Here is a 26382-nt window from a genome sequence, read left to right as displayed (position 1 = left end):
ACTGTGGATCGCTGTGCGTGAAGAATTGGTGTGGATCGACTGCGAGATGACGGGCCTGGACCTGCGGACCGACCGTCTCATCGAGATCGCTGCTCTGGTGACCGACGCCGACCTCAACGTCCTGGGTGACGGCGTCGACGTCGTCATCCACGCCGATGACGAGGCACTGGGCGGCATGGTGGAAGTCGTCGCCAAGATGCATCACCGGTCGGGGCTTACCGAAGAGGTGCGGGCCTCGACCATCGACGTGCCCGCCGCCGAGCAGCTGGTGCTCGACTACATCCGCACGCATGTGAAGTCGGCCAAGACCGCGCCGCTGGCCGGGAATTCGATCGCCACCGACCGCGGTTTCATCTGCCGGGACATGCCCGCGCTGGACGAGTATCTGCACTACCGGATGATCGACGTCAGTTCCATCAAGGAACTGTGCCGGCGCTGGTATCCCCGGATCTACTACGGGCAGCCGGAGAAGGGGCTCGCGCATCGCGCGCTGGCCGATATCCGCGAGTCGATCCGCGAGCTGAAGTACTACCGGCGGACCGCCTTCGTGCCGCTGCCGGGGCCGACTACCAGCGAGATCGCCGCCGCGGCGGCCGAGATTGACAAGGTCGGCGATACCGATTCGGCTGTCGAGGGCGAAAGCGGCTAGTATCGACGACGCCGGTTTTCCGGCAATGGTGGCTGTAGTTCAGTTGGTAGAGCACCAGGTTGTGATCCTGGCTGTCGCGGGTTCGAGTCCCGTCAGCCACCCCAACTAGGTCAGGGGCCCTTTCGAGGGCCCCTGACTTTTTTCGTGGGCGCGTTACCGCCTCGCATCGCCGATCGGTCTGAGCGGCTACACCGTCGGGCGGTCCACCGCGACGGTGACGACGGCACCGTTGGGGCGCTGCGGCTGCCCGGTACGGCGGTTCATCGGTAACGGCAACGGCGCCAGGGGATGGCGCCGGATCTCGAAGATTTGGTAGACCACCAGCACCACCAACGCGGCGATGAGGATCGCGGAGGCGCCAGCGTTGCCCAAGCCCAGGCCGCCGCGATCGTGGCTCCTGCTCAAGATGTTCCCCACCTCGGCGCCCCAGGGCCGAGTGAGGATGAAGGCGATCCAGAACAGCAGCATGGTGTTGATGTTGGTGAAGTAGTGCGCGGCCAACAGCACCAGCATGGCCGCGGTGAGCATCAGTGCGGCGGGTCGCAGGCCCGCACCCAGGCCGCCGGCCAAGTAGTCGCCGGTGGAGGTGCCGAGGCTGTTGGAGAAGACGACGGCGATCCAGAACAGCACCTCACCGGTGAGGGTGGCGACGTTCTCGACGTTGAGGGTCTGGCCGCTGCGCCACCAGATCAGCATCACCACAGCGAGTCCACTGCCGAGGATCGTCACGCCGGCGAGCTGCCCGAGGTGCGACGTGTAGTTGATGTAGTCCGAGATCGTGGTGCCTGCCGTACTGGTGAGGACCACCACGATCCAGAACAGCGCCGGATTAAACCGGCTGGCGCGCAACTGAATTGTCACCGCGACAAGAAAGATGGCGAGCAGCAGCCCAGCGGAGAGAAGGGTGCCCAACCCCAGGGTCTGGGAGAAGTAGTCGCCGGCCGTCTCCCCCAGTGTGGTGGCCAAGATCTTCTGCGCCCAGAACAGCGCGGTGATGTGCGGCAGCTTGCGCAAGACGTATTGACCGGGAGGCAATGGCATGTCCGAAGTGTCTCAGGCTCCAGGCGCGAGCACCGTGCGGAAGCGGCGCACCACCGCTGAACACAGGGAGTTCCCAGCATGTCCCAAGCAACTCCTGCCCGGAGTGGGCCACCCGCTGCGGCGGAATAGCTTCCGGGAGAACGCACTTGAGCGGCGATGGGGCCAGCCGCGGCTGCCTGTGAGCGCCGGGGGCGCCGCCTCGCATAAGCCTCGGAACACTGCGAAGTACTGATACGTTGGCCGGGTTCAAACCGAAAGGGTCTGCGAGGTGTTGCACCGCATTGCCCGACTGGCGATCGCAGCTCCCCGGCGGGTGTTGCTGGCAGCAGTGACGTTAGCCATCGTCGCAGCGATCTTCGGGATTCCCGTCGGAAAGGCCCTCTCCGCTGGAGGCTTCGACGACCCCTCCTCGGAATCCTCCGAAGCCGACGGGCTGCTCGCCGACAGGTTCCATCAAGGCGACATGAAGGTCCTCATCGCTGTGACCTCTGATCGCGGTGTCCAAAGTGACACCGCCCGCGCCGCGGGCGCGGACATTGTGGCGAAGTTGGAACAGTCCCCCCACGTGGCCGACGTGACCTCACCGTGGACGGTGTCCTCCGACGCGGCCGGTTCGCTGATCAGCAAAGACGGCAAGACCGGCCTGATCATCGCTGGTATCACCGGCGACGACAATGCGGCGCAGCGGTACGCGGAAACTCTCGATGAGGAGCTGACGCAGGACCGAGATGGCGTCACGGTGAGGTTCGGCGGACCCGCTGCGGTCTACGCACAGATAAGCCGCCAAACGGAGCATGATCTGCTCAGCATGGAGGCGATCGCCATTCCGCTGAGCTTCCTGGTGTTGGTCTGGGTCTTCGGCGGTCTGCCGTGCGCGGCGGTGCCGTTGATGGTCGGCATCCTGGCGATCGTCGGAACGATGGCCGTGTTGCGGGCCGTTGCTTCATTCACCGATGTATCGATCTTTGCGCTGAATCTCAGCGTGGCTATGGGGCTTGCTCTAGCGATCGACTACACCCTCCTGCTGGTGAGCCGATTCCGTGACGAGCTGGCTGCCGGCGAAGAGCGTGACACCGCATTGGTTCGCACCATGGTGACCAGTGGCCGGACTGTGGTGTTCTCTGCCGTCACGGTCGGACTGGCGATGCTGCCAATGGCACTGTTTCCGATGTACTTCCTGAAGTCGTTCGCCTACGCCGGAGTTGCGGTGGTGTCCTTCGCCGCGCTCGCGGCCATCGTGGTGACTCCCGCGGCGATCGTCGTCTTCGGGCCGCGGCTGGATGCGTTGGACCTCAGGCGGCTCACCTGGCGTTCCCGCAAACGAACTGCGCTCCCGCCGGCGATGGTTCGCTGCGGCCGCCATCGCATCCCAGACCGCTCCTGCCCCGATCCGGCAGTCGAAGACTCGTTCTGGTTTCGATCGGCCAATGTGGTCATTCGGCATTCGGTGCCGATCACCATTGTCGTCGTCGCCGTTCTCGTGCTGGCCGGCACGCCGTTTCTCGGGCTCAAGTGGGGCTCGCCCGACGATCGGGTACTGGCGACGACCGCTTCGGCGCGGCAGGTCGGCGACCGGATCCGGGACGACTTCGCCATGGACGTGGCGGACAACGTGACTGTCGTGATCCGCGATGCCGCGCGGGTCGGCGATCAGGAACTGGCAGATTACGCGGCACGGCTGTCTCAAGTGCCAAACGTGTTGTCGGTCTCGGCGCCCGCAGGTGCGTTCGCCGGCGGAACCTTGGTCGGTCCGGCAACCGGACCCACCGGAGTGGCCGACGGCAGCGCGTTCCTGACCGTCGCGAGTAGCGCCCCGCTGTACTCGGCGGCCTCCAACCGTCAGCTCGACCAGCTCCACCAGGTGCCGACGCCGGGCGGGACGAGAGTGGTTCTGACCGGGGATGCCCAGACCAATCGCGACAACGGCGACGCGGTCACGTCACGGCTGCCACTCGTACTTGGCCTCATCGGTGCAGTCACGTTCGTTCTGCTGTTCCTGCTGTCGGGCAGTGTGGTGATACCGCTCAAAGCGATACTGCTCAACGTCGTGTCTCTGACCGCCGCCTTCGGCGCGATCGTATGGTTTTTTCAAGAGGGCCATCTGGGCGGCTTCGGCACCACCGCCACTGGAACGCTGTCGGCGGCGATGCCAGTTTTGTTGTTCTGCATCGCATTCGGGATCTCGATGGACTATGAGGTATTCCTCGTTTCGCGGATCCGGGAGTACTGGCTGGCCTCCGACCAGACGCCGGCGGCGAACGACGAAAGTGTGGCGCTGGGGCTGGCGCGGACCGGACGGGTCATCACCGCGGCCGCAGTCATCATGTCTATTTCATTCGCCGCGTTGGCCGCGGCAGACGTGTCGTTCATGCGGATGTTCGGTGTCGGGCTGACACTCGCTATCTTGGTTGACGCGACAATCATCCGAACCATCCTCGTCCCGGCATTGATGCATCTGATGGGCAAGACGAATTGGTGGGCGCCCAAACACCTTGTCAGGTTGCATGATCGGATCGGGTTGAGTGAATCAGCGCCGAGACGGAATGACGAAATCGGTGCGAGCCGAGATGTTTTCGGGCAGATGAAGGACTGCAACCAGGCCGCGGCGGGTGCTGCTGAACCCCGCCGATGAGTGTGCTTAGTCCTGACCACGCCACTATCCCCGATGCGCAACACCCATCAGGGCGAGGAGCGCTTAGTCTCGCAAGTCACGCGTTGGCGTTGCCGGTTTTCCACTGCTTCCAGGGGATGTTCCAGTCGCCGAGGCCGTCGGTACCCGGCAACGTCGAGCCGACGGTGTTGCGGACTTCGACGATGTCGCCGCGCTTGGTGTTGTTGAAGAACCACTGCGCGTTACTCGGGCTGACGTTGAGGCAGCCGTGGCTGACGTTGGAGTAGCCCTGGCTGCCGACCGACCATGGCGCGGAGTGCACGTAGATGCCGCTGTAGGACATCTGGGTGGCGAAGTCGACCTCGGTGCGATATCCGTTGGGCGAGTTGGACGGAACACCGTAGGTCGACGAGTCCATGATCATGTGCGAGAAGTGGTCACCGATGATGTAGACGCCGTTGTTGGTCGGCGTGCTGTTCTTGCCCATCGAGATCGGCATCGTCTTGATGACCTCGCCGTTCTGGCGGATCGTCAGGGTCTTGGTGTTGTCGTCGGCGGTCGCGATCACCTCGTCGCCGATAGTGAAGTGCGATTTCAGGTTCTCCTGGCCGAACAGACCGTCACCGAGATCCACACCGTAGGTGTTGACCGCGACGTCGATCTTGGTGCCCGGCTTCCAGTAATTCTCTGGGCGCCAACGTACTTCACGGTTGTTCAGCCAGTAGAACGCGCCCTCGACGGGCGGGTCGGTGGTCACCTTGATCGCGCGCTCGGCGGCGACCCGACTGGGAATGTTCTCGTCGAACCGCACCGCGATCGGCTGACCCACACCCACGACCTCGCCGTCACCGGGCAGCAGGTAGGGCATCGTCAGGTTCTCCGGCGACTGCGTCTCGAAGGTGAGCTTTTCGGTGGTGACGCCGCCGAGGCCGAGCGAGCGCGCGCTGAGGGTGTAGCTCTTGTTGTAGCCCAGCGGCTCGGTGGTCTTCCACGTCACGCCGTCCGGACTGAGCTGGCCGGCCACTTCGCTGCCCGCGTCGTTGACCATCGTCACCGAACCCAGTACGCCGCCGGTGGCTGTGATGGTGACCGGCTTGTCGACGGGGACGTCGACAGCTCCGTCCTTGACCGAGGCCGCCAACTGAGGGATGAGGAGGTCGCCGTAGGGCGTGCCCTTGTCGGCGATCACCTTGACCGGCGCCGGCGCCGGATCGCTGCCGCATGCGCTCAGGACGAACAGCAGAGCGGGGATGAGAGCCAGCACCGCCAGCCGAACTCGCGACCGTTGCCGGGTTGCCGAGCCGACCTGCCTCATCACCGGGACTACCTCACTAGCTGTGTAAATGCTGGGAATCCCCAGTCTAAGGGCAGCCGCACAGTGGTGGCGAGCGCACAGGTCAGCGGCGTCACGACGGCAATCTGGCCGTCTTCGAGGGGATTTCTCACTACGGCGGGTGGCCTGTTAAAGTCATCGACGCAGTTCACGCGCCGTTAGCTCAGTTGGTAGAGCAGCTGACTCTTAATCAGCGGGTCCGGGGTTCGAAACCCTGACGGCGCACAGGTAGAGGGTGGCATTTTGCCACCCTCTCTTTTTGCCCATCTTGTGTTCATCGGCAATGGTGCGGTGGTGCCGCCGGAGATCTGTACAGGTGAGTTGCGTTGGCTACGCTAGCCGCCGTGAACCCCAGCCTGCGGATCGCTGCCGTCCTCGCGCTGCTATGCAACGCGCTCGTGTGCTGCTCAGCACCGGCCCAGGGGGCGACCTGCAGCCACGGTGAGGTTGTGGGTTGGGGCGACTCGCTGACCTACTCGTTGACGAAGACCGGGGACCAGTGGACCCAGGCCGATCCGACGTGGCTGCAAACCCTCGGCACGGATCTTGGGGTGGAGACGAAGAACTTCGGTGCGATGTCGCAGGGATCAGCGGAGATAGCGGTCCGCCAAGGCGGGCTGAAGCCAACGGTGACTTTGGCCGGCAACCAGCTGCCGGAGGGAACCACCGCCGCTTCCCAGGTGGTCGACATCAGCCCGAAGGACGGGTGGAGCCAATATCAGCAGGCCGGGGAGTTGAAGATGCACGGCACCCTCGGTGATATCCCAGGCACCCTGATCCACGACTTGGATGCGGGCGCCGAGAGTTTCTCCTTCACACCGGACACCGCACCTGGCACGAACCGCCAGGTCCCCCCTGGCACGGCCTTCAGCGGCGACGAGAGCGACGGCTACCGAGACTGCATCCAGATCATCTGGGCGGGCACCAACAACAGCGCCCAGCCGGCGGCGATTGTGCGGGATATCGCGGCAATGGTGAAGTGGGTCCCCGACCCCAAACGATTCCTGATCGTCGGCGCCACACCGGAGACCACCGCCGAGCTCAAAGCCGCCTACGGCAGAAAGTTTGTGGACCTGCAGGGCTGGCTGGGGTCGGATGGGCTTACCGCGGCGGGCATCACCCCCACCGCGGACGACACGAGAGCGATCGCGGCCGGTGAAGTTCCGCCTTCACTCCGGGTGGACGGCGCTCACCTCACACAGGCTGCATACACGGCTATCGGACACCATCTCGCCTTAATCGTGAAATCTGAATATTCAACAAAGCCCTGATAGTTTTGGCGGCGGGTTTCCAAGGTAGGGGGTATTTATGGTGTCCGTCCTGGACCGCTATGAGCGGATTTCCCATCGCCATCGCCGGCGCGCCCGACAAGCGCACAAACGCCTCGATATCCAGGGCCTACGCATGGTGGCGGTATTGACGGTGTTTGCCGACCATCTCTGGGGATGGCCCAACGGCGGCTATATCGGTGTCGACGTGTTCTTTGTGATCTCCGGATTCTTGATCACCGGCAACCTGATGCGGATGGCTGAGACCGACGGCAATGTGTCGTTCACCGCGTTCTATTGGAACCGGGTTCGGCGTATCGTGCCGGCCGCGACCGTCACCCTGGCAATAACCTGCGTGGCCGCTGTGTTTATCTTCCAGCCGTTTCGGGCGAAACAAGTCGGGCTGGACGCGTTCTACGCGTTCATATTTATGTCTAACTGGCGCTTCGCAATTCTGGGCACCGACTACTTCAGCCAGGGCGTCGCCGTGTCCCCGATCCGCCACTTCTGGTCGCTGTCGATCGAGGAACAGTTCTATTTCGTCTGGCCCGCACTCATCTTTGCAATCGGGGTGTTGGTAGCGCGGAAAGCGTGGCCGCATTCCAAGCGGATGTTCATCGCCGGCGTGGTCATGGCCGCGGTGGTGACGGCATCTCTCGGCTGGTCCATCTTCCAAACCGCAACAGCCCCGGCGTGGGCGTACTTCGACACGTTCGCCCGAATCTGGGAACTTGGCGCCGGCGCACTGCTGGCGACATCAACGGGCCTGTTGGCGAGGATCCCGAGCGCTGCCAAGCCGATCCTGTCGTGGATGGGGCTCGCTTTGATCGCCGCCAGCCTGTTCTTGTTGCACGACGCGACCGTCGGCTTCCCCGCACCGTGGGCGCTGCTCCCGGTTGTCGGGTCGGGATTGGTGATAGCCGCCGGTATCGGCCGGGAACCCCGCTACCAGGACTTTCTGCGCAATCCGATCAGCACCTACATCGGTGACATCTCGTACTCGCTGTACCTGGTCCACTGGCCGATCATCGTGTTCGTCGGTTCGCTGATGGAGCCCGGCGCCTATTACTCGGTTGTGGTCGTGGCGCTGAGCTTCGCGCTTGCGATCACCTCATACCACTGCGTGGAAAACCCTCTGCGACGGATTGATTCAGCGAAAATCCGGCAAACATTCAAGGATGTCAGACGGGGCCGCTACAGCCCGACACGATTCAGCCAGAAGATGATGGCCGCCGCGATGGGCCTACTGACGGTGGCAGTGCTCGCAATCGTGATGCAGCCGGCGAAACCATCGGCCGCACCACCAGATCTAGCGATCAACGACAACCCACTCACCCAATCTGGTGGCCATCAGCTTGGGCCTTCGGCGACTGCGCTGCAAGGTGACATCCTCGCCGCGTTGAAGGCCGAGCAGTGGCCGCAGTTCGCCCCACCCGCTGACACCATCATCAATGGCGACATTGTTGAAGCCGACGTGAAGGCTTGCGGGGCAGCGACATCCGACAAGCCCTGCACATGGGGCAACCCTGCCGCGCACACTCATGCCGTGTTAATCGGCGACTCCATCGCCATGTCCTATCTAGGCCCGCTGCATGACATCGCCAACACCACCGGTAGCCAACTCCAGGTGCACAACGAAGCTGAATTCTTCTGCTATTTCATTGACGTGGCCATCACCGGGAAAGACGAGAAACTGGCCGACGCCTGCCCAGCACGCAAAAAGCGCGCGGTGGACTACATCAACGCAAACAAACCCGACGTCGTGTTCATCTCCCACTCCTACGGCGCGAAACAGATCGCTGGAACTGACCGAAACATCACGGCCCAGGAGTGGGCTAAATCGATGCGGACGTTCATTGATTCGTTCCGGGGAAGCGTTAAGAAAATTGTATTCCTCGCTCCACCACCAGCCGACATCGTCATGAGCAAATGCTATGGAGTGGCAGCGAATAAGCCTCCCGACTGCATAGGCAAAGTCCTGAAAGACTGGAATCAGATGGCTGAGGCCGAACAGGATCTCGCCGCGGCTCTCGGCGGAACATGGGTGGATTCCCGACCGTGGTTCTGCGTTGAGGGACGCTGCCCCAGCTTCGTCGGCACCATTATCACCAAAGCCGACTGGGCACACATGTCGCCGCCCTACGCGAAACGCATAACACCGGTGATCGACGAATCACTGAAAAGCGCGGGCGTCTACTGACGCAGAAACTCGCCCCGCCACGCCCGAAAAGCCAAGTGGCCGATTCCCGCGAGGATGTCGGGCTACGAGGCGGCATGGCAGCGCGCTGCGCAACTCCTCGGGCTGCGTGACTCCCAACCCCACCTGAGATCCGCAATGCGGCTCGAACCCGGCTTGCCATTTATCCAGTTTGGACAGAACTGGCAAACAATGAAGGGCACAATATGGCCGTATGGTAGGAATCAGGACGTACAGGCCGACCAGTTGCCTGAAACCGTGCTTCCCGGGGAGGAATTCGCAGTTGACAGTGCTAAACAGGACCAGCAGTCCGCGGCCGAACGTGCTCAAAACGACGTTGGCGTCGGTGCGGAGCGTCGCCCGGTCAGCCCTGGCGGTCTTCGTGTATCAGCCGACGGGCGCAGAGCCCGAGGAATACAACAAGTGGTACTACAACACGTTCGTCTGGCGGAATACCTCATGGATGGGTGTGACCACCTGGAAGTCCGTCAGCGACATGTGGAACTACCAAGAGATTCTGTGTGAGCTGAAACCTTCCCTCGTGATCGAGTTTGGTAGCAACCAAGGTGGCTCAGCACTTTTCTTTGCCAGCGTGATGCGTCAGATCGGCCGGCCGTTCAAGGTGCTGTCCGTGGACATCACCCACAAACCGCTCGATCCTGCCGCACGCAAGGACCCGGACATCCTGTTCGTCGAGTCGTCGTCGACGGATCCGGCAATTGCCGAGCAGATCGAGCGCCTCAAGCGCGAGTACCCCGGCCCCATCTTCGCCATCCTGGACAGCGACCACACCAAGGACCATGTCCTCGGCGAGATGAAACTCCTTCGCCCACTGCTGTCCTCGGGTGACTACCTATTGGTCGAGGACTCGATCGTCAACGGTCACCCGGTCCTCCCCGGCTGGGGCCCGGGACCGTATGAAGCCATCGAGGCCTACGAAGCCGAATTTCCCGACGACTACGCCCATGACGTCGAGCGGGAGAACAAGTTCGGCTTCACCTTCGCGCCGAATGGATTCCTCATCCGCAAGTAACCCGTGTGGCGCTCCGATGCCACGCCCCTAATTGACGTACCCGTCAGGCTTGACCCCACCCCCCGGCACTGAAAGCATTGTGACGTCCGTCACGTGACGACGCCACAGCTTGAGGGGGCAGCCATGACCACAAAAGACCAGTACACCGAGGTCCCCGACCCCTACTTCTGGCAAGTGCCCAGCGCCGGCGACGCACGCTTCACCTGGGAGTACGACGAGGGACGCGCGCGGCTGCTGTCGCTCTACCAAAAGGGCAAGGACAAGCAGTGGGACGCCCAGTCGCGCATCGACTGGAGCCAGGACGTCGATCCGATGAATCCGGTCGGCCTGCCCGACGAGTTCCACCCACTCTTCGGCAGCCCGATGTGGGAGTCCGCCGACGAGGCACGCCGGGCCGAGATGCGCCAGCACGCCCAGGCCTGGCAGTTCTCCCAGTTCCTGCACGGCGAGCAAGGCGCAATGGTGTGCGCCGCCAAGATCGTCGAGGTGGTCCCGGACATGGACGCCAAGTTCTACGCGGCCACCCAGACCATGGACGAGGCCCGCCACGTCGAGGCGTTCTCACGATTCCTGCAGGACAAGGTCGAGCTGGTCTACCCGGTCAACAAGAACCTCACCGCACTACTGGAAGACACCCTGCACGACTCACGCTGGGACATGCCGTACCTGGGCATGCAGGTACTCATCGAGGGGCTGGCGCTGGCGGCCTTCGGCACGCTGCGCGACCTGGCGGCGCCAGACTCGCTGGCCAAGCAGCTGCTGGCCTACGTCATGCAGGACGAGGCCCGCCACGTCGCCTTCGGACGAATCTCCTTGAAGGACTACTACTCCGAGCTCACCGACGCCGAACGCGACGAGCGCGAAGAGTTCGTCGTCGACGCCTGCTACCTGATGCGCGACCGGTTCCGCGGCGAGGAGGTCTTCGACACGCTGGGCCTCGACGTAAAGGCGTGCACCGAATGGGTGGACACCTCGCCATTGATGGTCCAGTTCCGCTCGCACCTGTTCAGCCGCATCGTGCCGATCGTCAAAGACATCGGCCTGTGGGGTGACAAGGTGCAAAAAGCCTTCCGCGACATGGGTGTTCACGAACTGGGCGGTCTGGACATCGACGTGCTGATGAAGGCTGACGAAGACCAGGCCGAGGAACTGGACAAAGCACACGCCGAGATGGCGAGCCGCGTCATCGAGGTGGATCAGGCGATAGCCGCGGGCACCGGCTAGTCGAAAAAATCCATAAGACGATAAGTCGTCACACCGGTCGTTAAGGTCACACGATCTGACGCGACTATGGCGGGACCCGATATGACGGAAGTTTCGCCGGACGCAAACGACGCCGACGAGTTATGTGAAGACTGCGGCTACGAACCCGAACTGCAGCGAACACTCGGATCGTTTCAGGTGTTCGCGATCTCCTTCGCGTTCATCTCGGTCGCCGTAGGCATCTTCGGAACATACGACAATGTCTTGCAGAACTCCGGTCCGGTCGGCATCTGGCTGTGGCCGGTCGTAGCCGTCGGCCAGACGTTGATCGCACTGGTGATCGCCCAGTTCGCCGCCCGCATCCCGCTCAGCGGCTCGTCCTACCAATGGGCCTCGCGGCTGGCCAACCCGAAGATCGGCTGGTTCTTCGGGTGGTTGAGCTTCTGCTACTTGGTCATCGGCGTCGTGGCGGTCGACAATGCCCTGGCCAACACCGCACTCATGCCCCTGTTGGGGATGGCGGAGGACCAGACCACCGCCCGAGTGATCACGGTCGTGATGCTGCTCGCCCAAGCCGTCCTCGTCATCGCCTCCACCCGCATCGTCGGTCTGATCACCTCGGCTGCGGTAGGCCTCGAACTGATCATCGTCGTGGTGCTGGTAATCGCCCTGCTCATCGCCGTGGCCGTCACCGGTGATGGCTCGGTCGGCAACCTCACCTCACGCGGCGTCGCCGGCGGCGCCACCGACTACTTCGCCATCGGTGGCGGGTTGATGGCGGCGATGATCATGGGAATCGCCACGCTGGTCGGCTTCGACGCGGCGGCCAACATGGCAGAGGAAGCCAAGGACCCCTTCCGCAGCGTCCCGCGTGCCATCGTGGGATCCGTTGTCGCAGCTGGAGTTTTGGGCCTGGTGTTCGCGATCGCACTCACCGTCGCGATCAAGGACATCCCCCGCGTCACCGCCACCAACTCACCGGTCGCACTGATCCTTCGCGAACAGCTCGGTGTCGTCATGGAGCGCTCGCTGCTCGTCGCGATCGTCATCGCATTCTTCGGCGCCGGACTGGTGACGCTGGCCACCTGCGCCCGCATGGTCTTCGCGATGGCGCGCGACGACCGCTTCCCCGCCCCGAAGCTGATGCAGCGGGTCAATCCGCGCACGCACACCCCGATCCCGGCGACCATCCTGATCGTGGTGCTGGGTGTCGCGCTGATGGCCGCGGTACCCGGTGACGCTCTACTCGAACTGTTGACGGTGGGCGGCCTCATCGGGGCGGTCCTCTACGGCGCGATCATCGTCTTGTATCTGGCGGTGCGAAAGCGGTTGGGCCGCCAGGAGGACGCCTTCGACATCGGCCGCTTCGAGGTTCCGGTCGCCATCGGCGCGCTGGTGTGGTCGGCGATCGTTGTGTTCATCCTGGTCTCGCCACGGGAGGCCCGCACAGCGGTGTTCCTGGCGATCGGCATCCTGCTCGCCGGCGGCGTCTACTTCGCATACCTGTTCATCACCAATCGCGAGGTACTCGATACCGAGCCCGGGGACGCCGATGTCTTCAAACACTGACACTCTGACGGGTCATGTTGTGCGGCAGGGTGATTCGGAGTACGACACCGCCCGCACCGGCTGGAACCACTTGTACTCGAGCGTCCCTGAGGCGATCGTGTTCTGCGCCGACACCGCAGACGTGGTCAACGCCCTTGCCTGGGCGCGGCGCAACGACGTGCCGATCCGGGTGCGGAGCGGCCGGCACAGCCTGGAGGGTTGGTCGAATGTCGACGGCGGACTTGTCATTGACGTGAGCGGCATCAAGTCGGCCGAGATCGACGCCGCCGCAGGAACTGCCACCGTGGGCGCGGGACTGAATCAGCTCGAAGCGGTGACCGCACTGGGCGGGGCCGGTCTTGCCGCACCGACCGGCACCGAGGGCGGCGTGGGACTGGTGGGAGCCACCCTCGGCGGCGGCTTCGGCCTGCTCACTCGTAAGTTCGGGATGGCCGCGGACAATCTGCTGGCCGCCGAAGTGGTCGTCGCCCCCGCCGGCGGCGGTGCGACGGTGCTGGTCGCCGACGCATCGCAGAACACCGACCTGCTGTGGGCGCTGCGCGGCGCGGGCAACGGCAACTTCGGGATCGTCACGTCGCTGACCTACGCGGTGCACCCGTTGGCGCAGGCCACCTACCTCACCGCGACATGGCCCGGACTGGGCGAGCTGCCCGGTGTGTTCGAGGCCTGGCAACGCAGCGCACCGCACGCCGAGCACCGGCTCACCAGCCAACTCGAGATACGCCCGCACGAGATCATGCTGGTGGCCGCGCTGGCCCCGGGCACCGAACCCGAGGCGATGCACATGCTGGCCTCGATCCTCTCTGTCGGCGCACCCGTCGTCGCAACCCGTGACGCGAGCTGGGCTGACATCTACACGGGATTCCAGATCCCCACCGAGAACGAACCGGCGAACTGGAAGTTCCTGTCGCAGTTCATGACCGAACCCTTTCCCGCCGAGGCAATCCGGGTCGTGTGCGACTTCATGTCCCGTGCCCCGACCCCGGAGTGCAACTACTTCACCACCGCTTTCGGTGGCGCAGTCACCAGCAGCGAGCCCGCCGGCGGGTCAGTGTTCGCCCACCGCGACGCGCTGTTCTACGCCGAGCCCGGCGCAGCGTGGGGCCAACGCGGCGGCACCCCGGCATCCGCCGACCCTCTCACGGCACCGTGCCAGGCCTGGATCGCCGAGTTCGGTGAAGCGTTGCGCCCCTTCGCCAATGGCGCCTATGTCAATGTTCCCAATGCGGGCATGCCGCGCTGGGAGGCGGCCTACTGGGGCGCGAATGTCGATCGGCTGCGCACGATCAAAGCGACCTATGACCCTGACGGTGTTTTCAGCTACGAACAGGGATTGACCCTGCCGGCCTGAGGTTCGGACTATGCTGGGCGCACATGGGTGATCTCGCGACGAAGCTGTCGCACATCGTCGGCCCGTCGCACCTGCTGACCGGGGAGGCGATCTCCGAGGATTACTGCCACGACGAGGCGCTCAACGTCGCTCCGCAACGTCCTGGCTTCGTCGCCAAACCCGCGTCCGCCGAGGAGGTCGCCGCCCTGCTTGCGGTGGCCGCCGAGCAGCGGCTGCCGGTGACCGCCCGTGGGTCAGGCTGCGGCCTCTCGGCGGCGGCACGACCGATCGAAGGCGGCCTGTTGATCTCCTTCGAACGGATGAACGCCGTCCTGGAGGTCGACGCCGACAACCACGTCGCGGTGGTCCAGCCCGGTGTGACGTTGACCGAGTTGGACGCCCGTACCGCTGAGGTGGGCCTGAGCTACACGGTGTATCCCGGCGAGCTGTCCTCCAGTGTCGGCGGCAACGTGGGCACCAACGCCGGCGGCATGCGGGCAGTCAAGTACGGCGTCACCCGCCACAACGTGCTGGGGCTGCAGGCCGTGCTGGCGACCGGGGAGATCATCCGCACCGGCGGCAAGATGTCGAAGATCTCCAGCGGATACGACCTGACCCAACTGATCATCGGCTCGGAAGGCACCCTGGCGCTGGTGACCGAGGTGACGGTGAAGCTGGTCCCGCGGCTGGCGCACGGGGCCACTGTGCTGGCCCCGTTCGGCGATTTCGACCAGGTGATGGCGGCGGTGCCGAAGATCATCTCCAGCGGCCTGGGACCGAGCATCGTCGAGTACATCGACCGCGCGGTGATGACGGCGATCTCCGCCGCCGAGAATCTGGAACTGGGCATCCCCGAAGACATCCGGCAGTCATGTGAGGCCTACCTGGTGGTTGCTCTGGAGAACAATCACACCGACCGCCTCGACGAGGACGCCGAGCAGCTGTGCCAGGCACTCAGCGAGTGGGGCGCACTGGATGCCTATGTTTTGCAGGGCAATTCGGCCCGGCGGTTGATCGAGGCGCGGGAGAACGTGTTCTGGACGGCCAAAGCGCTGGGCGCCGACGACATCGTCGACGTCGTGGTGCCACGCGGCCTGATGCCGGAGTTTCTGCGGCGGGCGCGTGATCTGGCCGTGGCCTCCGGCGCGGCCATGAGCGGTTGCGGGCACGCGGGCGACGGCAATGTGCACGGTGTGCTGTTCTGTAAGGATCCAGAGGTGCGCCGCCGTGTGCTCACCGAGATCTTCGCGATGGGAATGGATCTCGGCGGTGCGATCTCCGGCGAGCACGGGATCGGGCGGGCCAAGGCGAGCTACTTCACCGAACTGGAGGACCCCGCGAAGCTGGCTCTGCTGCGCCGCATCAAGGACAGTTTCGACCCGGCGGGCATTCTGAACCCGGGCGTCATGCTGCCGGCTTAGCTGCAGCAGTTGGGGTCCAGCGCCGCGCACAGTGCCTGCAGCGCCTCGGGGCGGACCCGGTGGAAGACGTTCATGCCGCGCCGTTCGGAGTGCACCAGACCGGCCTTGCGCAGCTGGGTGAGGTGGTGACTCATCGTCGACTCGGTCAGATTGAGCACTGCGGCCAACTCTCCGGAGGATTCCTCCCCAGTAGCCGCGCTGAACAGGTGCGACACGATCTTGACCCGGGCGGGATCAGCCAGCGCCTTGAGTCGCAGCGCAACGTGCAGGGCGTCGTCGTCGCTCATCGGGCCGGCGGCCACCGGCGCACAGCACACCGGCGCGGTGGTGTCGATGACGGGCAGAGCCTTGGGCATGAAGACCAGTATGCACCAAAGATTGACATATATCGAAAAGGTGGCATGGTGTGTTCCATGTCCCGTGTACAGCTCGCGCTCAATGTTGATGACCTCGACGCCGCAATCGCGTTCTACTCCAAGCTCTTCGGCGCCAGGCCGGCCAAAGTGAAGCCCGGTTACGCCAACTTCGCCATCACCGAGCCGCCGCTGAAGCTGGTGCTGCTCGAGAACCCCGGTCAGGGCGGCACGCTCAATCACCTCGGCGTCGAAGTCGAGTCCAGCGACAAGGTGCGCACCGAGATCGCTCGACTCGCCGGCGAGGGGCTGTTCACCGAGGAGGAGATCGGCGCCACGTGCTGCTTCGCCACCCAGGACAAAGTGTGGGTCACCGGGCCCGGCGGCGAGCGGTGGGAGGTCTACACCGTGCTCGCCGACTCGGAAACCTTCTTCGGCGCGATCCCCGCCGACCAGCCGACCGAGACCGCCACCGGGTGCTGCGGGTAGTGACCACGTCGAAAACGGCCGACGATCCCGTCACAGCACGGCTGTCGACCGTCGACCGGTTCCTGCCGGTCTGGATCGGCGCGGCCATGGGCGTGGGACTGCTGCTGGGACGGCTGGTCCCCGGCCTCGGGAACGCGATCAGTGCCGTTGAGATCGACGGCATCTCGTGGCTGAACTCACCGAATCCTGAGAGCTGTCTCCGAGGTCGCTGCACGCTGCGGCAGCGACCTCCCGCAATGCCCGGCCCACCAAAGATGTGTTCAGTACATTCGATAACCGACCGACTACCGGAGTTTGAATATCACGGCAGTGGGCTGCGCCGATGTTAAGAATACTGTTATAGTCCTAGTTAGCTGATTCGTTCCGGGCGTTGGATCCGGGCCAGCATCCGGTGACGTAGTGAGGAATTTGCCAATGGCGACGGAGGGGCCCGCCCGCCATCCTGAGCGCGATGCCGCTTCGCCGGCCCCCGCACCACTGGTGCAGGTGAGCTGCAGCAGGCTGGGCCTGCAGGCCAATCCCCCCGGTTTTCGCCGCTCGTTCAGTAGCTGGCTGCGCCGGCGCTAACCGTTACGAATCCGGCGGACCACGAGGACGACGGTCACCACGCTGACACCGGCCAGCGTCGCGGTCACCGCGGGCTTCTTCACAAAGCGCAGCAGGGCAGCCTTGACGTCATCGGCCAAACGCTGGGGATTCGCGCGTTCGGCCAACGAATCGACAGTCAATGCCAGCCGATCGCGCGCCGCGTCGATATCGGCCTTGATGACCTCGGGATCCCGGTCCACCACTTCCGTCCTCCAAACTGCCGCTCTGCCGAACTACCCTAGATCAGCCCCGGCTAACCGGACGCACCGGCAACGGTTTTGGAGAAAGGACGCGAAGTGACCGACACAGCACGCCTGGAGGTTGGCGACACAGCACCGGCGTTCAGCCTGCTCGACGCCGACGGCAAGACCGTCAAACTCTCCGACTTCAAAGGCCGCAAGGTGATCGTCTACTTCTACCCGGCGGCGATGACGCCGGGTTGCACCAAGCAGGCCTGCGACTTCCGCGACAGCCTTGCCGAGCTGAACGGGGCCGGCATCGACGTCATCGGCATCTCCCCCGACAAGCCCGAGAAGCTGGCCAAGTTCCGCGACCGCGACGAGCTGACCTTCCCGCTGCTGAGCGACCCGGACAAGACGGTGCTCGGCGCGTGGGGCGCCTACGGGGAGAAGAAGATGTACGGCAAGACCGTGCAGGGCGTCATCCGCTCGACGTTCGTGGTCGACGAGAAGGGCAAGATCAAAGTCGCACAGTACAACGTGAAAGCCACCGGGCACGTGGCCAAGCTGCGCCGCGACATCGAGGTGTAATGACTGAACAGCAGCGCGCCTCGGTGATGGCGGCGCGCTGCAGCACACCCAACTGACCGCTCCGCGGGAAGTCGATCCAGCCGAAAGAAAAGGGATGGCTCATGAGTATGGCGTACCTGGCTCAGCCTGAGCAGCAGCAACAACTGGAATGGCTCGACGGCGGCACACTGGCAATCTTGCTCGACGGCAAGGCCACAGGTGGCCAGTTGATGATCGGTCGCTTCGATGTGAGCGAAGGCGAAGCCCCGCCCTACCACAAACATACGCGGGAAGATGAAGTGTTCATGTTGATCAAAGGAACCGCGCTGGTTTGGGTAGACGACCAGGAGACGGAGTTGACGGAAGGCGGAATTGTGTTCTTGCCCAAGAACATTCCACATGCCTACCGCATCACGTCAAAGACAGCAGATCTTCTGATGATCAACACGCCGGCGGGAATTGAAGGGATGTTCCGCTACTCCGGTCGCGACAAGGCGACGCCACGTCCGGAAGGCTTTGAAATCCCGCCCTCGCGTTTGGCCGAGGGCGCGGACAAGTTCGGACAGGTCATACTTGGCCCCCCGCGCTGACCGGGCCCCACGACGATCGCAGGTAGCTAGCGCTGCCCTGTCACGTAGTCCGCATGGGCCGTTCGATGCGTCGCGCAGTACGACGTGAAGGCCACCGGACACGCTCGACAGCGCGCTGCAAGCGTCTACGAGACTGCTGAAATTAGTGGGGTTTGGGGGGCGGGGCGTGTTAAGCGTTCATTGGCGCGGGTGTGTAGTCAGGCCCGGGGTGCTGGTGTTAGGCGATGGCCCAGGTGGTGCCGGTGTGGATGACTCCCATCGTGGCGAGGTGTCGTAGGTCTAGCTCGGCGGTGCGGTGGTGCAGCCAGTGATCGTTTCTGGCGACGCCGCGGTAGCGGAGTTGGCGGTTGCCTCGGGTTAGCCAGGCGATGGTTCGTTCGACCATGGGGCGGTATCGGCGATATTCGTTGAGCCAGCGTGGTTTTCGTGACCGTTCGCGGGCGGCGCGTTGGAGTGCGTCGTGCGGGCCGATTTTCAGACTCTGCCGTCTGGTGGTGCACCGTGTACGTCGTTCACAGCCCCGACACGCGGCCCCGAAAATGGCATTGCCCTGTGCGCTGATGGTCCGGGTCACCCCAGCCGGGCAGGTGACGCGACGGCCCCGGTGATCGACAGTGGAATCATCGATACTGAACCCGCCAGGCACCGCTGCACGCAGGGGCGCGGATTTGACCCGATCATGATGACGCGATCTTTTCAGATGAGCTCGGAAATCGCCTCTGCCGTAGGCCGAATCGGCCAACACGGTCACCGGTGCGGTCTCACCGGTCAGAAGTTGCGCAGCCACCACCGCGTCGTGGCTGCCCGGGCCGCTGGCTTTGCTCAGGGCACAGTCGGTGAAGATGCCGGTCTCGGGTTCCACCCGCGACGTGGGCTTTGAACCCGTCCTGGCGGCGATGCACAGATTTATGGGCGTGGCGGCCCTTAGGATCAACACCGGAGATCCGCCGATCCTGGGCAACACGCTGGGCGATACGCCAGCGCCCATCGGTGCCATCAGAATCCTCGAGCGGTTCGACATCCTGGCCGGCGATCAATGCCAACAACGCCATCGCCTCGGCCGCACGCGGCCCGGGTTCTTGATCAGGCGGATGACCCAGCACCCGATGAGCATCACCGACCAGGGCGTCCGCCAACGCTTCTCGGGCCGCGGCGTCATCCCAGGTGATCACGGGTTTACCCGGATCGTCATAGTCATGGGCGGTGCAGTGGATCGCGACCACATCGGCGGCGCCACGGACTTCACGGCGGACCCGCCGGATCGCGCCGACGAGCTGGGTGACGGTGTCCTGGATAGCGACGACGTCATCGAGGATCGTGGAGTCCAACGCCCGCCGGGTGCGCCCCGAGAGAGCACCAGTGGCGGCCACTACCGCTGTGACCGCCTCGAAAATCCGATTCGGCCGATCCGAGGCCGCCAACCGTCGCCGCCAGTAGGTCACCGTCGTCGAGTGAAACGCACCCGAGGTGATCGGCAGGCCACACGCCGCTTTCCACCGCAGATCGAAGGTCACCGCATCAACCGTCTCGTTGTCGGACAACCCGTGCAGGGCCTGCAACGTGATCACCGAGGCCATCACCTCAGCCGGCACGCTCGGCCGGCCACGGCGCGAGGGAAACAGATCGGCGAACATCTCCTCGGGAAACAACTCCGCCCGATGCGCCGCCAGGAACGCAAACACACTGTCGGACTTCAGAAGATGCCCCGCTACCGATTCGACATCCAACAACTCACGCTGATCATCAGAGCGACCCTGCACCCACCAATTGTCTCCAAAACCCCAACACAACCCACCCCGCCACGGGGTTTAATTCAGCAGTCGCCTAGGCGCGCCGCCGCGCCCGCGGCTGTCCGCTCTCCATCCGTTGGGAGATAGCCGCCACGACGACATCGACGACATGCTGGTCAGCGGCTGCGTAGAAGTGCCGCTTCCCGTGCCGGCGCAGTTCCACCAGGCCTGCGAGTTTGAGCTTGGACAGGTGGTGGCTGACCGTGGCCAGGCTCTGCCCGGTGGCCGCGGCCAGCGAGCTGACGTCGTGTTCCTGCTGAGCGAGCAGCCACAGAACATGGAGGCGTACGGTCGCCGACAGCAACGCGAACATAGCCGCGGTGTCGTACAGGATCTCCGACGTCACCGATTCGGACCGCGAGGGGGCCGGGGAGGTCTTCGGCACGGCGATCCTTTCACCAAATCGGGTCTAACTGTAGCCCGGTGGCAGCACTGCTGCGCGACGTCGATCTAAGACTTGCTGTCGCGCCGAATCGGCGTGCGGGGGAGAATGAGCTGCGTCCGGTTGGGCGCGGCTGAAGGCAGGATAGCGGCGATGGCCAGAATGGCTCTCAACGACGCCGAGGTGGCATTGCCCGGGCTGTCCCATGCCCCGGTGTTCACGATCCTGCAGCGACTGTCGGCTTCCCCGCGCGGCCTGACCGAACTCGAGGCCGCCGAACGGGCGCGCAGGTTCGGTCCCAACGATCCGCCAGGCCGGGACGTCGACCGCTTCGGTCTCCGGATACGCCGGGCGTTGCGCAGTCCCTTCGTGCTGTTGCTTACCTTGCTCGGAGTGGTCTTCGCCGCCGTGGGCGACCTCGATGGCGCCATAACGGTCCTGTTCATGGTCGGCGCCGCGATCCTACTGCGGATCTGGCAGGAGACCCGGTCGGCGAAGGCCGCCGCCAGGTTGCAGCGTTACGTCACGACGACGGCGACCGTGCGGCGCCGGGCCGATGACGGGTCACCGTCACGGCAGCGAGAGGTGCCCGTCGAAGAGTTGGTACCCGGTGACGTGGTGGAGTTGCGTCCGGGCGACTGGGTGCCCGCCGACGTACGGCTACTGTCATCGACCGATCTGGTGGTCGACCAGTCGGTGTTGACCGGCGAGTCGCTGCCGGTTCCTAAGTTCGCCGTTCAGTCGGGGATCGAGGCGGTGGAGTCGGACGCCGTCACCGGACTGCCGTCGCTGTGCTACTCCGGTACAGCCGTGGTGTCGGGCACTGCTGCGGCGTTAGTGCTCAGCACCGGGGATTCCACACACTTCGGTGCCCTGGCTCGGGCTGCGCGGCGGCGGAGACCGCCGTCGTCGTTTGATCGTGGCGTCCGGTCGGTGGGTTGGACATTGGTGCGGTTCATGCTCACGCTGACTCCAATCGTCTTCGTATGCAATGGGTCCGTCAGTGGCAACTGGGCGCAAGCCGGAATGTTCGCGCTGGCGGTTGCGGTGGGTCTGACCCCGGAGATGTTGCCGGTGATTGTCACCACCAACTTGGCGCGCAGCGCCATCCAGTTGGCGCATCGCAAGGTTGTTGTCCGGCGCCTCGATGCGATTCAGGATCTCGGCGCCATGGACATTCTCTGTCTGGACAAGACCGGCACCGTGACGGAGGGCCGGATCGTCTTTGGCCACGCTGTCGATGTGTGTGGGTCCAATGATCCGACCGTCGCCGAATTAGCCAGTGCCGCAGTGTACTTCCAGGACGGACCGCTCAACGCCCTGGATGAGGCAATCATGGAGATGGTCGCCGAACCAGACCACGCGCTGTTCGCCGAAGCCACTATGGACAAGGTGGATCAGATCGGTTTCGACATCCTGCGGCGGCGCACGACAGTGGTGGTGACCCGCAGGCGCGGACATCACATGCTCATCTGCAAGGGTGATCCCGCGCAGGTGCTGTCGCGATGCACCGGTGCGAGGGTGGCGGATGCCGTCCTGGCTTTCGATTCGGAATCGACTGGGGGGCTCGCGGATCGCATCGACGACATACTGGGTGATCTACACCGACGCGGCATGCGAGTGCTGGCCGTGGCTGTCCGCGAAACCACTGCCCGAATCGAGCCGTACACCGAGGCCGACGAGCGTGACCTGGTCCTCGTCGGATTCGTCGCATTCATCGACCCGATCCGGCTGAGTGCGCCGGATGCCGTGGCGTTGCTCGCCGATCACGGCGTAGGAGTCACCATGCTCACCGGTGATTCTTCGGCGGTGGCCCGGTATGCAGCGGAGCGTATTGGCCTCGGTGCAGACCGGCCCGTGCGCGGGCGAGAACTCGACGGTTGCACAGAGGCCGAGTTGTGCTCGCTGGTGACCCGCTACCGCGTCTTTGCCGAGCTCAGTCCAGCGCACAAGAGCCGCCTGGTGAGTGCTCTGCGTTCGGCGGGTCACGTTGTCGGCTTTCTTGGGGACGGCGTGAACGACGTTGCCGCACTCCGCGTCGCCGACGCGGGCATCGCCGCCGACACGGCAACCGACGTGGCGAAGGGCGCGGCCGATCTGATCTTGCTCGACCGCGATCTCGCTGTCATCGCCAGCGGTGTCGTCGAGGGACGGCGAACATTGGCCAATACCATGAAATACGTCAAGATCACCGCGAGCTCCAACTTCGGCAACGTGCTCTCCGTTCTGGTGGCCAGCGTGGTGTTGCCCTTCCTGCCCATGCTCCCGATCCAGCTGATGCTGCAGAACCTGCTCTACGACTCCGCTCAGCTGGCGCTGCCGTGGGACCGGGTTGATCCGGGTTACCTCAGGAATCCTCACGGTTGGGATGCTCGTGGCTTGGTCGGGTTCATGGTGTTGTTCGGAGCGGTGAGTTCGGTGTTCGACCTCGCCACGTTCGGTGCGCTGTGGTGGCTGTTCGGCGGGGACCAATCGCCCGCGGTCTTCCACACCGGATGGTTCGTCGAAGGTCTGCTCACCCAGCTGCTGGCGGTTCTGGTCCTACGCAGCCCAACTCTGCCCTGGCGCGAAGCTCGGCCCTCCACAGCGCTGCTGTGCGCCACAACACTCTGCGCCGGGCTGGGCGTACTGCTGGCCGTCTCGCCCGCCGCTCGCCTGTTCCACATGACCTCGCCACCGGCGCCGTACTGGCTGTGGCTTCTCGTGGTGAGTGGGTCCTACGCGTCGGCCGTGGAGCTGGTCAAACGGCGCTACGTGAATCGCTACGTGAATTCAGTGGCCGGCCAGCGTGGTGGTGATAACACCGACAGTCGCCCCCACTGACATACCGGGAACCTGGGGGGTCGAGTATGTCGGTGCAGGTGAATCCTGGTTCGAGCCGGCCATTACATTTCCTTGGCCCGAGTTGGACTCGACCACCGTCACGACGCCGAGTGTGGTCAGGGCCGCCACACCGAACGCGGCGGCTACGTAGTTGACTCGGACCCGCTCTTTGCGTGGTGTCCGCTGCATCGCAGTTCTCCTGTCGGTCGGTCCCCGCTTACCTCCCTACGACGATTGTAGAAGTATTTGAACGATGGCGCTTGTGGCGAGCTGCCCCCTTCATGAAACGCTCATGACTCGCACAGCTAGTTGGAAACTTCGGCAACGGGTCAGAATTCGCGCGTGCGCTCCCCGGCCGGGCACACCAACGGAACGACGAACTCCTCGAGCATGGCGCGCTCGTCGTCGGAGTCGTGGCCGGGAAAGATCAGCAGTGAGGTGAGCACCCGGACCAGCCAGCGGGCGCGCCGGTGCACGACGTCGGGATCGTCGGGTCTCAGCGAGAGCAGAAACGCCGAACTGAGCGCCTGGATGACCTCGGACTGTTCGGCCATCTCCGCCCCGATGGGCGAGTCGTTGGTGGCGAACCAAGAGGACAGGGCCGGGCTTTCGCGGACCAGCCGCATCGAGGTGGTCAGGCCCGCCAGCAGCCGTTCCCGCGGGTCGGCGATCCCGTCGATCAGCTCGCTGATCTGTTGGTAGAGCCGGTAGGCCTCCCGGTGCACGTAGGCGGTGTGCAGTGCCTCCCGGTTCTCGAAGTACCGGTACAGCGTCGCCCTGGAACATCCTGCGGCGCGGGCGATCTCGTTCATGCCGACTGCGGCGACGTCGGCCCCGGCGAACAGCTCACCGGCGGCGTCGAGAATGCGGTCGGTGGCGACGTCGGCGCGACGGGAGGCCAGCCAGTCCCTTGCCGGCCATCAGGGGGCCGCCCGGAACGGCACCGACAGGGGGCGGCGCACGTAGCTGCCGCCGGCCCACACCACGCCCGAGGTGTCGACCTCGTAATCGGGGCAGCGGGCCAGTAGCTCGGTCAGCGCCACCCGGGCCTGCATGCGCGCGGCCGCCGCACCCAGGCAATGGTGAGCGCCGTGGCTGAACGTCAGGATGTTGCGCGGCCGGCGTTGCACGTCGAGTTCGCCTGCGTCCTGGCCGTATTGGCGTTCGTCGCGGTTGGCCGAGCCGTAGAGCAGCAGCACCTTGCGGCCGGCGGCAAGTGTCTTGCCGTGTAGTTCGACGTCGTGGGTGACCGTGCGGGCCAGGCCCTGCACCGGGGAGGTCAGTCGCAGGAATTCCTCGACGGCGTCGGCGATGAGGCCGGGGTGCTCGACGAGCAGCCGCGCTAGACCTACGACACCTCGCCACGATGGGAGTCATCCACACCGGCACCACCTGGGCCATCGCCTAACACCAGCACCCCGGGCCTTGCCGCCCGCGACACCACATCCCACGCTCGATACCAGCGCGACGATCTCGTTTTCGCCGACCTCCGGGCCTGACTACACACCCGTGCCAATGAACGCTTAACACGCCCCGCCCCCCAAACCCCACTAATTCAGCAGTCTCCTACATGTGCAGTTCGCCCAGCTTGTCCAGAAGTAACGCCTCGGTGGTGGCTGCCCGCTCGAGAACGCCCAGGTGCAGGCTCTCGTTGATGCTGTGCGCCTGCGTGCCGGGATCCTCCACGCCGGTCACCAGGATGGTCGCATCCGGGAAGGCGGCGGCGAACTCGGCGATGAACGGGATCGACCCGCCCATGCCCATGTCGACGACGTCGGTGCCCCAGCCCTGCGCGAAGGCCGCGCGGGCCGCGTCGTACACCGGGCCGGTGGCGTCGATGACGTAGGGCTGGCCGATGTCGCCCGGGGTGACGGTGACGTGGGCCCCCCAGGGGGCGTGCTGCTCGAGGTGACGGCGCAGCGCGTCGAGATGGTCGGCCGCGTCCCCGCCGGGGGCGACGCGCATGCTGACCTTGGCGGCAGCGCGTGGGATCAACGTGTTGGACGCCTTGGCGATCGGTGTGGTGTCGATGCCGATCACCGTGATCGCCGGCTTGGCCCACATCCGTTGTGCGACTGTGCCGGAACCGATTTCGGTGACGCCGTCGAGCAGGCCCGACTCCTCACGCACCCACTGCGGGCCGCGGTCGACATCGGCGGCGCTGCCCTCGTGCAGGCCGGCGACCGCGACGTTGCCGTCGTCGTCGTGCAGGCTGGCCAGCAGGCGCACCAGCACGCTCAGCGCATCGGGCACCACACCGCCCCACAGCCCGGAGTGCAGGCCGTGATCCAGGGTGGCCACCTCCACCACGCAGTCGGCCAGGCCGCGCAGTGACACCGTCAGCGCCGGGATGTCCGGCGTCCAGTTGTCGGAGTCGGCGATCACGATGACGTCGGCGGCCAGCTTGTCCTTGTGCGCGGCCAGTAGCGCGCCCAGCGACGGGGAGCCGGACTCCTCTTCGCCTTCGACGAACACGGTGACGCCGACCGGCGGGGCACCGCCGTGCGCGCGGAAGGCCGCCAGGTGGGTGGCGATACCCGCCTTGTCGTCCGCGCTGCCGCGGCCATAGAGCCGACCGTCGCGCTCGACCGGCTCGAAGGGAGCCGAATGCCATTGGGCTGCATCGCCTTCGGGCTGCACGTCGTGGTGGGCGTACAACAGCACGGTCGGCGCACCCGGCGGGGCGGGATGGTGTGCGATCACCGCGGGAGCACCGCCCTCGGCCACGATCTCGACCTCGGTGAAGCCGGCGGCGCTCAACAGGTCGGCCACCGCCCGCGCACTGCGGTGTACCTCGTCACGGCGTGCCGGGTCGGCCCACACCGACTGGATGCGGACCAGGTCCTCGAGGTCGGCCCGCACCGAGGGCAGCACGGCCTGCACGCGTTCGACGAGATCGCTCATGGGCCAACCCTACCGAGGGGAGCAGCTGCCGCCCCGGCTCGGCGTGCATCGATTCTGCT

20 protein-coding genes, 2 tRNA genes and 3 pseudogenes are annotated in these 26382 nt (G+C 64.8%); 16 read left to right on the top strand and 9 right to left on the bottom strand.

All coding sequences use genetic code 11. The annotated features are described in order from the left end of the window. Nucleotides 1–13: 13 nt before the first annotated feature. Nucleotides 14–649, top strand: coding sequence for an oligoribonuclease (gene orn / locus HBE64_RS07585; RefSeq protein ID WP_167099844.1), 636 nt, complete (start codon nt 14–16; stop codon nt 647–649). A gap of 28 nt (nt 650–677) precedes the next feature. Further along, nucleotides 678–753: transfer RNA gene (locus tag HBE64_RS07580), tRNA-His, on the top strand. A gap of 82 nt (nt 754–835) precedes the next feature. On the opposite strand, the gene HBE64_RS07575 is transcribed toward HBE64_RS07580, so the two are convergent. Further along, nucleotides 836–1690: a hypothetical protein gene (locus HBE64_RS07575; RefSeq protein WP_167099842.1), complete on the bottom strand. Its 855-nt coding sequence runs from the start codon at nt 1688–1690 to the stop codon at nt 836–838. Nucleotides 1691–1958: 268 nt separating this feature from the next. On the opposite strand from HBE64_RS07575, the gene HBE64_RS07570 reads away from it, so the two are divergent. After that, complete coding sequence (locus HBE64_RS07570; RefSeq protein ID WP_167099839.1) at nt 1959–4322, top strand: MMPL family transporter; 2364 nt, start codon at nt 1959–1961, stop codon at nt 4320–4322. A 76-nt stretch (nt 4323–4398) separates the two neighbouring features. Here HBE64_RS07570 and HBE64_RS07565 read toward each other — a convergent pair whose 3' ends face one another. Next, on the bottom strand, nt 4399–5616 hold the full coding sequence (locus HBE64_RS07565; RefSeq protein WP_167108863.1) for an Ig-like domain-containing protein: 1218 nt from the start codon (nt 5614–5616) through the stop codon (nt 4399–4401). 170 nt (nt 5617–5786) lie between these two features. On the opposite strand from HBE64_RS07565, the gene HBE64_RS07560 reads away from it, so the two are divergent. The 8 genes from HBE64_RS07560 to HBE64_RS07525 all read left to right on the top strand — a co-directional run bounded on the left by HBE64_RS07560 (nt 5787) and on the right by HBE64_RS07525 (nt 15655). Then, nucleotides 5787–5859, top strand: a tRNA-Lys gene (locus tag HBE64_RS07560). A gap of 119 nt (nt 5860–5978) precedes the next feature. Beyond that, entirely contained in the window at nt 5979–6905 is a 927-nt protein-coding gene (locus tag HBE64_RS07555) for a hypothetical protein (RefSeq protein WP_167099836.1), read from the top strand. A 40-nt stretch (nt 6906–6945) separates the two neighbouring features. Then, nucleotides 6946–9102: an acyltransferase family protein gene (locus tag HBE64_RS07550; RefSeq protein WP_243841527.1), complete on the top strand. Its 2157-nt coding sequence runs from the start codon at nt 6946–6948 to the stop codon at nt 9100–9102. Nucleotides 9103–9445: 343 nt separating this feature from the next. Continuing rightward, entirely contained in the window at nt 9446–10132 is a 687-nt protein-coding gene (locus HBE64_RS07545) for a rhamnosyl O-methyltransferase (RefSeq protein ID WP_371744112.1), read from the top strand. Between the two features lie 123 nt (nt 10133–10255). Next, nucleotides 10256–11356 (top strand): ferritin-like domain-containing protein, encoded by a 1101-nt coding sequence (locus HBE64_RS07540; RefSeq protein WP_167099830.1) that lies wholly within the window; start codon nt 10256–10258, stop codon nt 11354–11356. Nucleotides 11357–11437: 81 nt separating this feature from the next. Continuing rightward, complete coding sequence (locus tag HBE64_RS07535; protein ID WP_167099827.1) at nt 11438–12904, top strand: APC family permease; 1467 nt, start codon at nt 11438–11440, stop codon at nt 12902–12904. Continuing rightward, a complete protein-coding gene (locus HBE64_RS07530; protein WP_167099824.1) occupies nt 12888–14255 on the top strand; it encodes an FAD-binding oxidoreductase in 1368 nt (455 codons plus the stop codon). The genes HBE64_RS07535 and HBE64_RS07530 overlap by 17 nt, the downstream gene beginning before the upstream one ends. A 23-nt stretch (nt 14256–14278) precedes the next feature. Continuing rightward, on the top strand, nt 14279–15655 hold the full coding sequence (locus HBE64_RS07525; RefSeq protein WP_167099821.1) for an FAD-binding oxidoreductase: 1377 nt from the start codon (nt 14279–14281) through the stop codon (nt 15653–15655). Here the strand turns inward: HBE64_RS07525 and HBE64_RS07520 are convergent. Continuing rightward, the gene (locus HBE64_RS07520) at nt 15652–16011 is read right to left on the bottom strand and encodes an Rv2640c family ArsR-like transcriptional regulator (RefSeq protein ID WP_167099818.1); all 360 of its coding nucleotides are present in this window, start codon (nt 16009–16011) and stop codon (nt 15652–15654) included. The two genes, HBE64_RS07525 and HBE64_RS07520, sit on opposite strands and share 4 nt — an antisense overlap. A 57-nt stretch (nt 16012–16068) precedes the next feature. Between HBE64_RS07520 and HBE64_RS07515 the strand changes: the two genes are divergently transcribed. Continuing rightward, a complete protein-coding gene (locus tag HBE64_RS07515) occupies nt 16069–16497 on the top strand; it encodes an ArsI/CadI family heavy metal resistance metalloenzyme (RefSeq protein WP_167099815.1) in 429 nt (142 codons plus the stop codon). After that, nucleotides 16497–16664 (top strand): annotated as a pseudogene (locus tag HBE64_RS24655) (arsenical-resistance protein); the annotation flags it as partial. The gene HBE64_RS07515 and the pseudogene HBE64_RS24655, both read left to right, overlap by 1 nt. Nucleotides 16665–17060: 396 nt before the next feature. Here the strand turns inward: HBE64_RS24655 and HBE64_RS07505 are convergent. Beyond that, the gene (locus HBE64_RS07505) at nt 17061–17288 is read right to left on the bottom strand and encodes a DUF3618 domain-containing protein (protein ID WP_167099811.1); all 228 of its coding nucleotides are present in this window, start codon (nt 17286–17288) and stop codon (nt 17061–17063) included. 93 nt (nt 17289–17381) lie between these two features. On the opposite strand from HBE64_RS07505, the gene bcp reads away from it, so the two are divergent. Then, complete coding sequence (gene bcp, locus HBE64_RS07500) at nt 17382–17855, top strand: thioredoxin-dependent thiol peroxidase (protein WP_167099808.1); 474 nt, start codon at nt 17382–17384, stop codon at nt 17853–17855. Between the two features lie 101 nt (nt 17856–17956). Next, on the top strand, nt 17957–18424 hold the full coding sequence (locus HBE64_RS07495; protein ID WP_167099805.1) for a cupin domain-containing protein: 468 nt from the start codon (nt 17957–17959) through the stop codon (nt 18422–18424). Between the two features lie 217 nt (nt 18425–18641). On the opposite strand, the pseudogene HBE64_RS07490 reads toward HBE64_RS07495, so the two are convergent. Further along, nucleotides 18642–20184: pseudogene (locus HBE64_RS07490) on the bottom strand (IS1182 family transposase). 64 nt (nt 20185–20248) lie between these two features. Continuing rightward, complete coding sequence (locus HBE64_RS07485; RefSeq protein ID WP_208300582.1) at nt 20249–20599, bottom strand: helix-turn-helix transcriptional regulator; 351 nt, start codon at nt 20597–20599, stop codon at nt 20249–20251. Nucleotides 20600–20749: 150 nt separating this feature from the next. On the opposite strand from HBE64_RS07485, the gene mgtA reads away from it, so the two are divergent. Beyond that, a complete protein-coding gene (gene mgtA, locus HBE64_RS07480; RefSeq protein ID WP_167099801.1) occupies nt 20750–23419 on the top strand; it encodes a magnesium-translocating P-type ATPase in 2670 nt (889 codons plus the stop codon). Between the two features lie 329 nt (nt 23420–23748). Here mgtA and HBE64_RS07475 read toward each other — a convergent pair whose 3' ends face one another. From HBE64_RS07475 to HBE64_RS07465, 3 genes and pseudogenes are all read right to left on the bottom strand, one after another. After that, complete coding sequence (locus HBE64_RS07475; RefSeq protein ID WP_243841526.1) at nt 23749–24231, bottom strand: TetR/AcrR family transcriptional regulator; 483 nt, start codon at nt 24229–24231, stop codon at nt 23749–23751. Between the two features lie 108 nt (nt 24232–24339). Further along, nucleotides 24340–24759: pseudogene (locus tag HBE64_RS07470) on the bottom strand (cytochrome P450); the annotation flags it as partial. A gap of 226 nt (nt 24760–24985) precedes the next feature. Beyond that, nucleotides 24986–26323, bottom strand: coding sequence for a dipeptidase (locus HBE64_RS07465; protein WP_167099798.1), 1338 nt, complete (start codon nt 26321–26323; stop codon nt 24986–24988). Nucleotides 26324–26382: the final 59 nt, after the last annotated feature.

This window comes from Mycobacterium sp. DL592, assembly GCF_011694515.1.
Lineage (GTDB): Bacteria > Actinomycetota > Actinomycetes > Mycobacteriales > Mycobacteriaceae > Mycobacterium.
The sequence above is the reverse complement of the archived record's forward strand: the minus strand, read 5'-3'. Positions and strand labels throughout refer to the sequence as shown.

Bases quoted from the DNA above. Each gene is read 5' to 3' on its own strand.
- HBE64_RS07515 (WP_167099815.1), top strand. From the start codon at position 16,069: ATGTCCCGTGTACAGCTCGCGCTCAATGTTGATGACCTCGACGCCGCA.
- HBE64_RS07520 (WP_167099818.1), bottom strand. From the start codon at position 16,011: ATGCCCAAGGCTCTGCCCGTCATCGACACCACCGCGCCGGTGTGCTGT.
- HBE64_RS07565 (WP_167108863.1), bottom strand. From the start codon at position 5,616: ATGAGGCAGGTCGGCTCGGCAACCCGGCAACGGTCGCGAGTTCGGCTG.
- HBE64_RS07475 (WP_243841526.1), bottom strand. From the start codon at position 24,231: ATGAACGAGATCGCCCGCGCCGCAGGATGTTCCAGGGCGACGCTGTAC.
- HBE64_RS07575 (WP_167099842.1), bottom strand. From the start codon at position 1,690: ATGCCATTGCCTCCCGGTCAATACGTCTTGCGCAAGCTGCCGCACATC.
- HBE64_RS07530 (WP_167099824.1), top strand. From the start codon at position 12,888: ATGTCTTCAAACACTGACACTCTGACGGGTCATGTTGTGCGGCAGGGT.
- mgtA (WP_167099801.1), top strand. From the start codon at position 20,750: ATGGCCAGAATGGCTCTCAACGACGCCGAGGTGGCATTGCCCGGGCTG.
- HBE64_RS07540 (WP_167099830.1), top strand. From the start codon at position 10,256: ATGACCACAAAAGACCAGTACACCGAGGTCCCCGACCCCTACTTCTGG.
- HBE64_RS07535 (WP_167099827.1), top strand. From the start codon at position 11,438: ATGACGGAAGTTTCGCCGGACGCAAACGACGCCGACGAGTTATGTGAA.
- HBE64_RS07495 (WP_167099805.1), top strand. From the start codon at position 17,957: ATGAGTATGGCGTACCTGGCTCAGCCTGAGCAGCAGCAACAACTGGAA.
- HBE64_RS07525 (WP_167099821.1), top strand. From the start codon at position 14,279: ATGGGTGATCTCGCGACGAAGCTGTCGCACATCGTCGGCCCGTCGCAC.
- HBE64_RS07465 (WP_167099798.1), bottom strand. From the start codon at position 26,323: ATGAGCGATCTCGTCGAACGCGTGCAGGCCGTGCTGCCCTCGGTGCGG.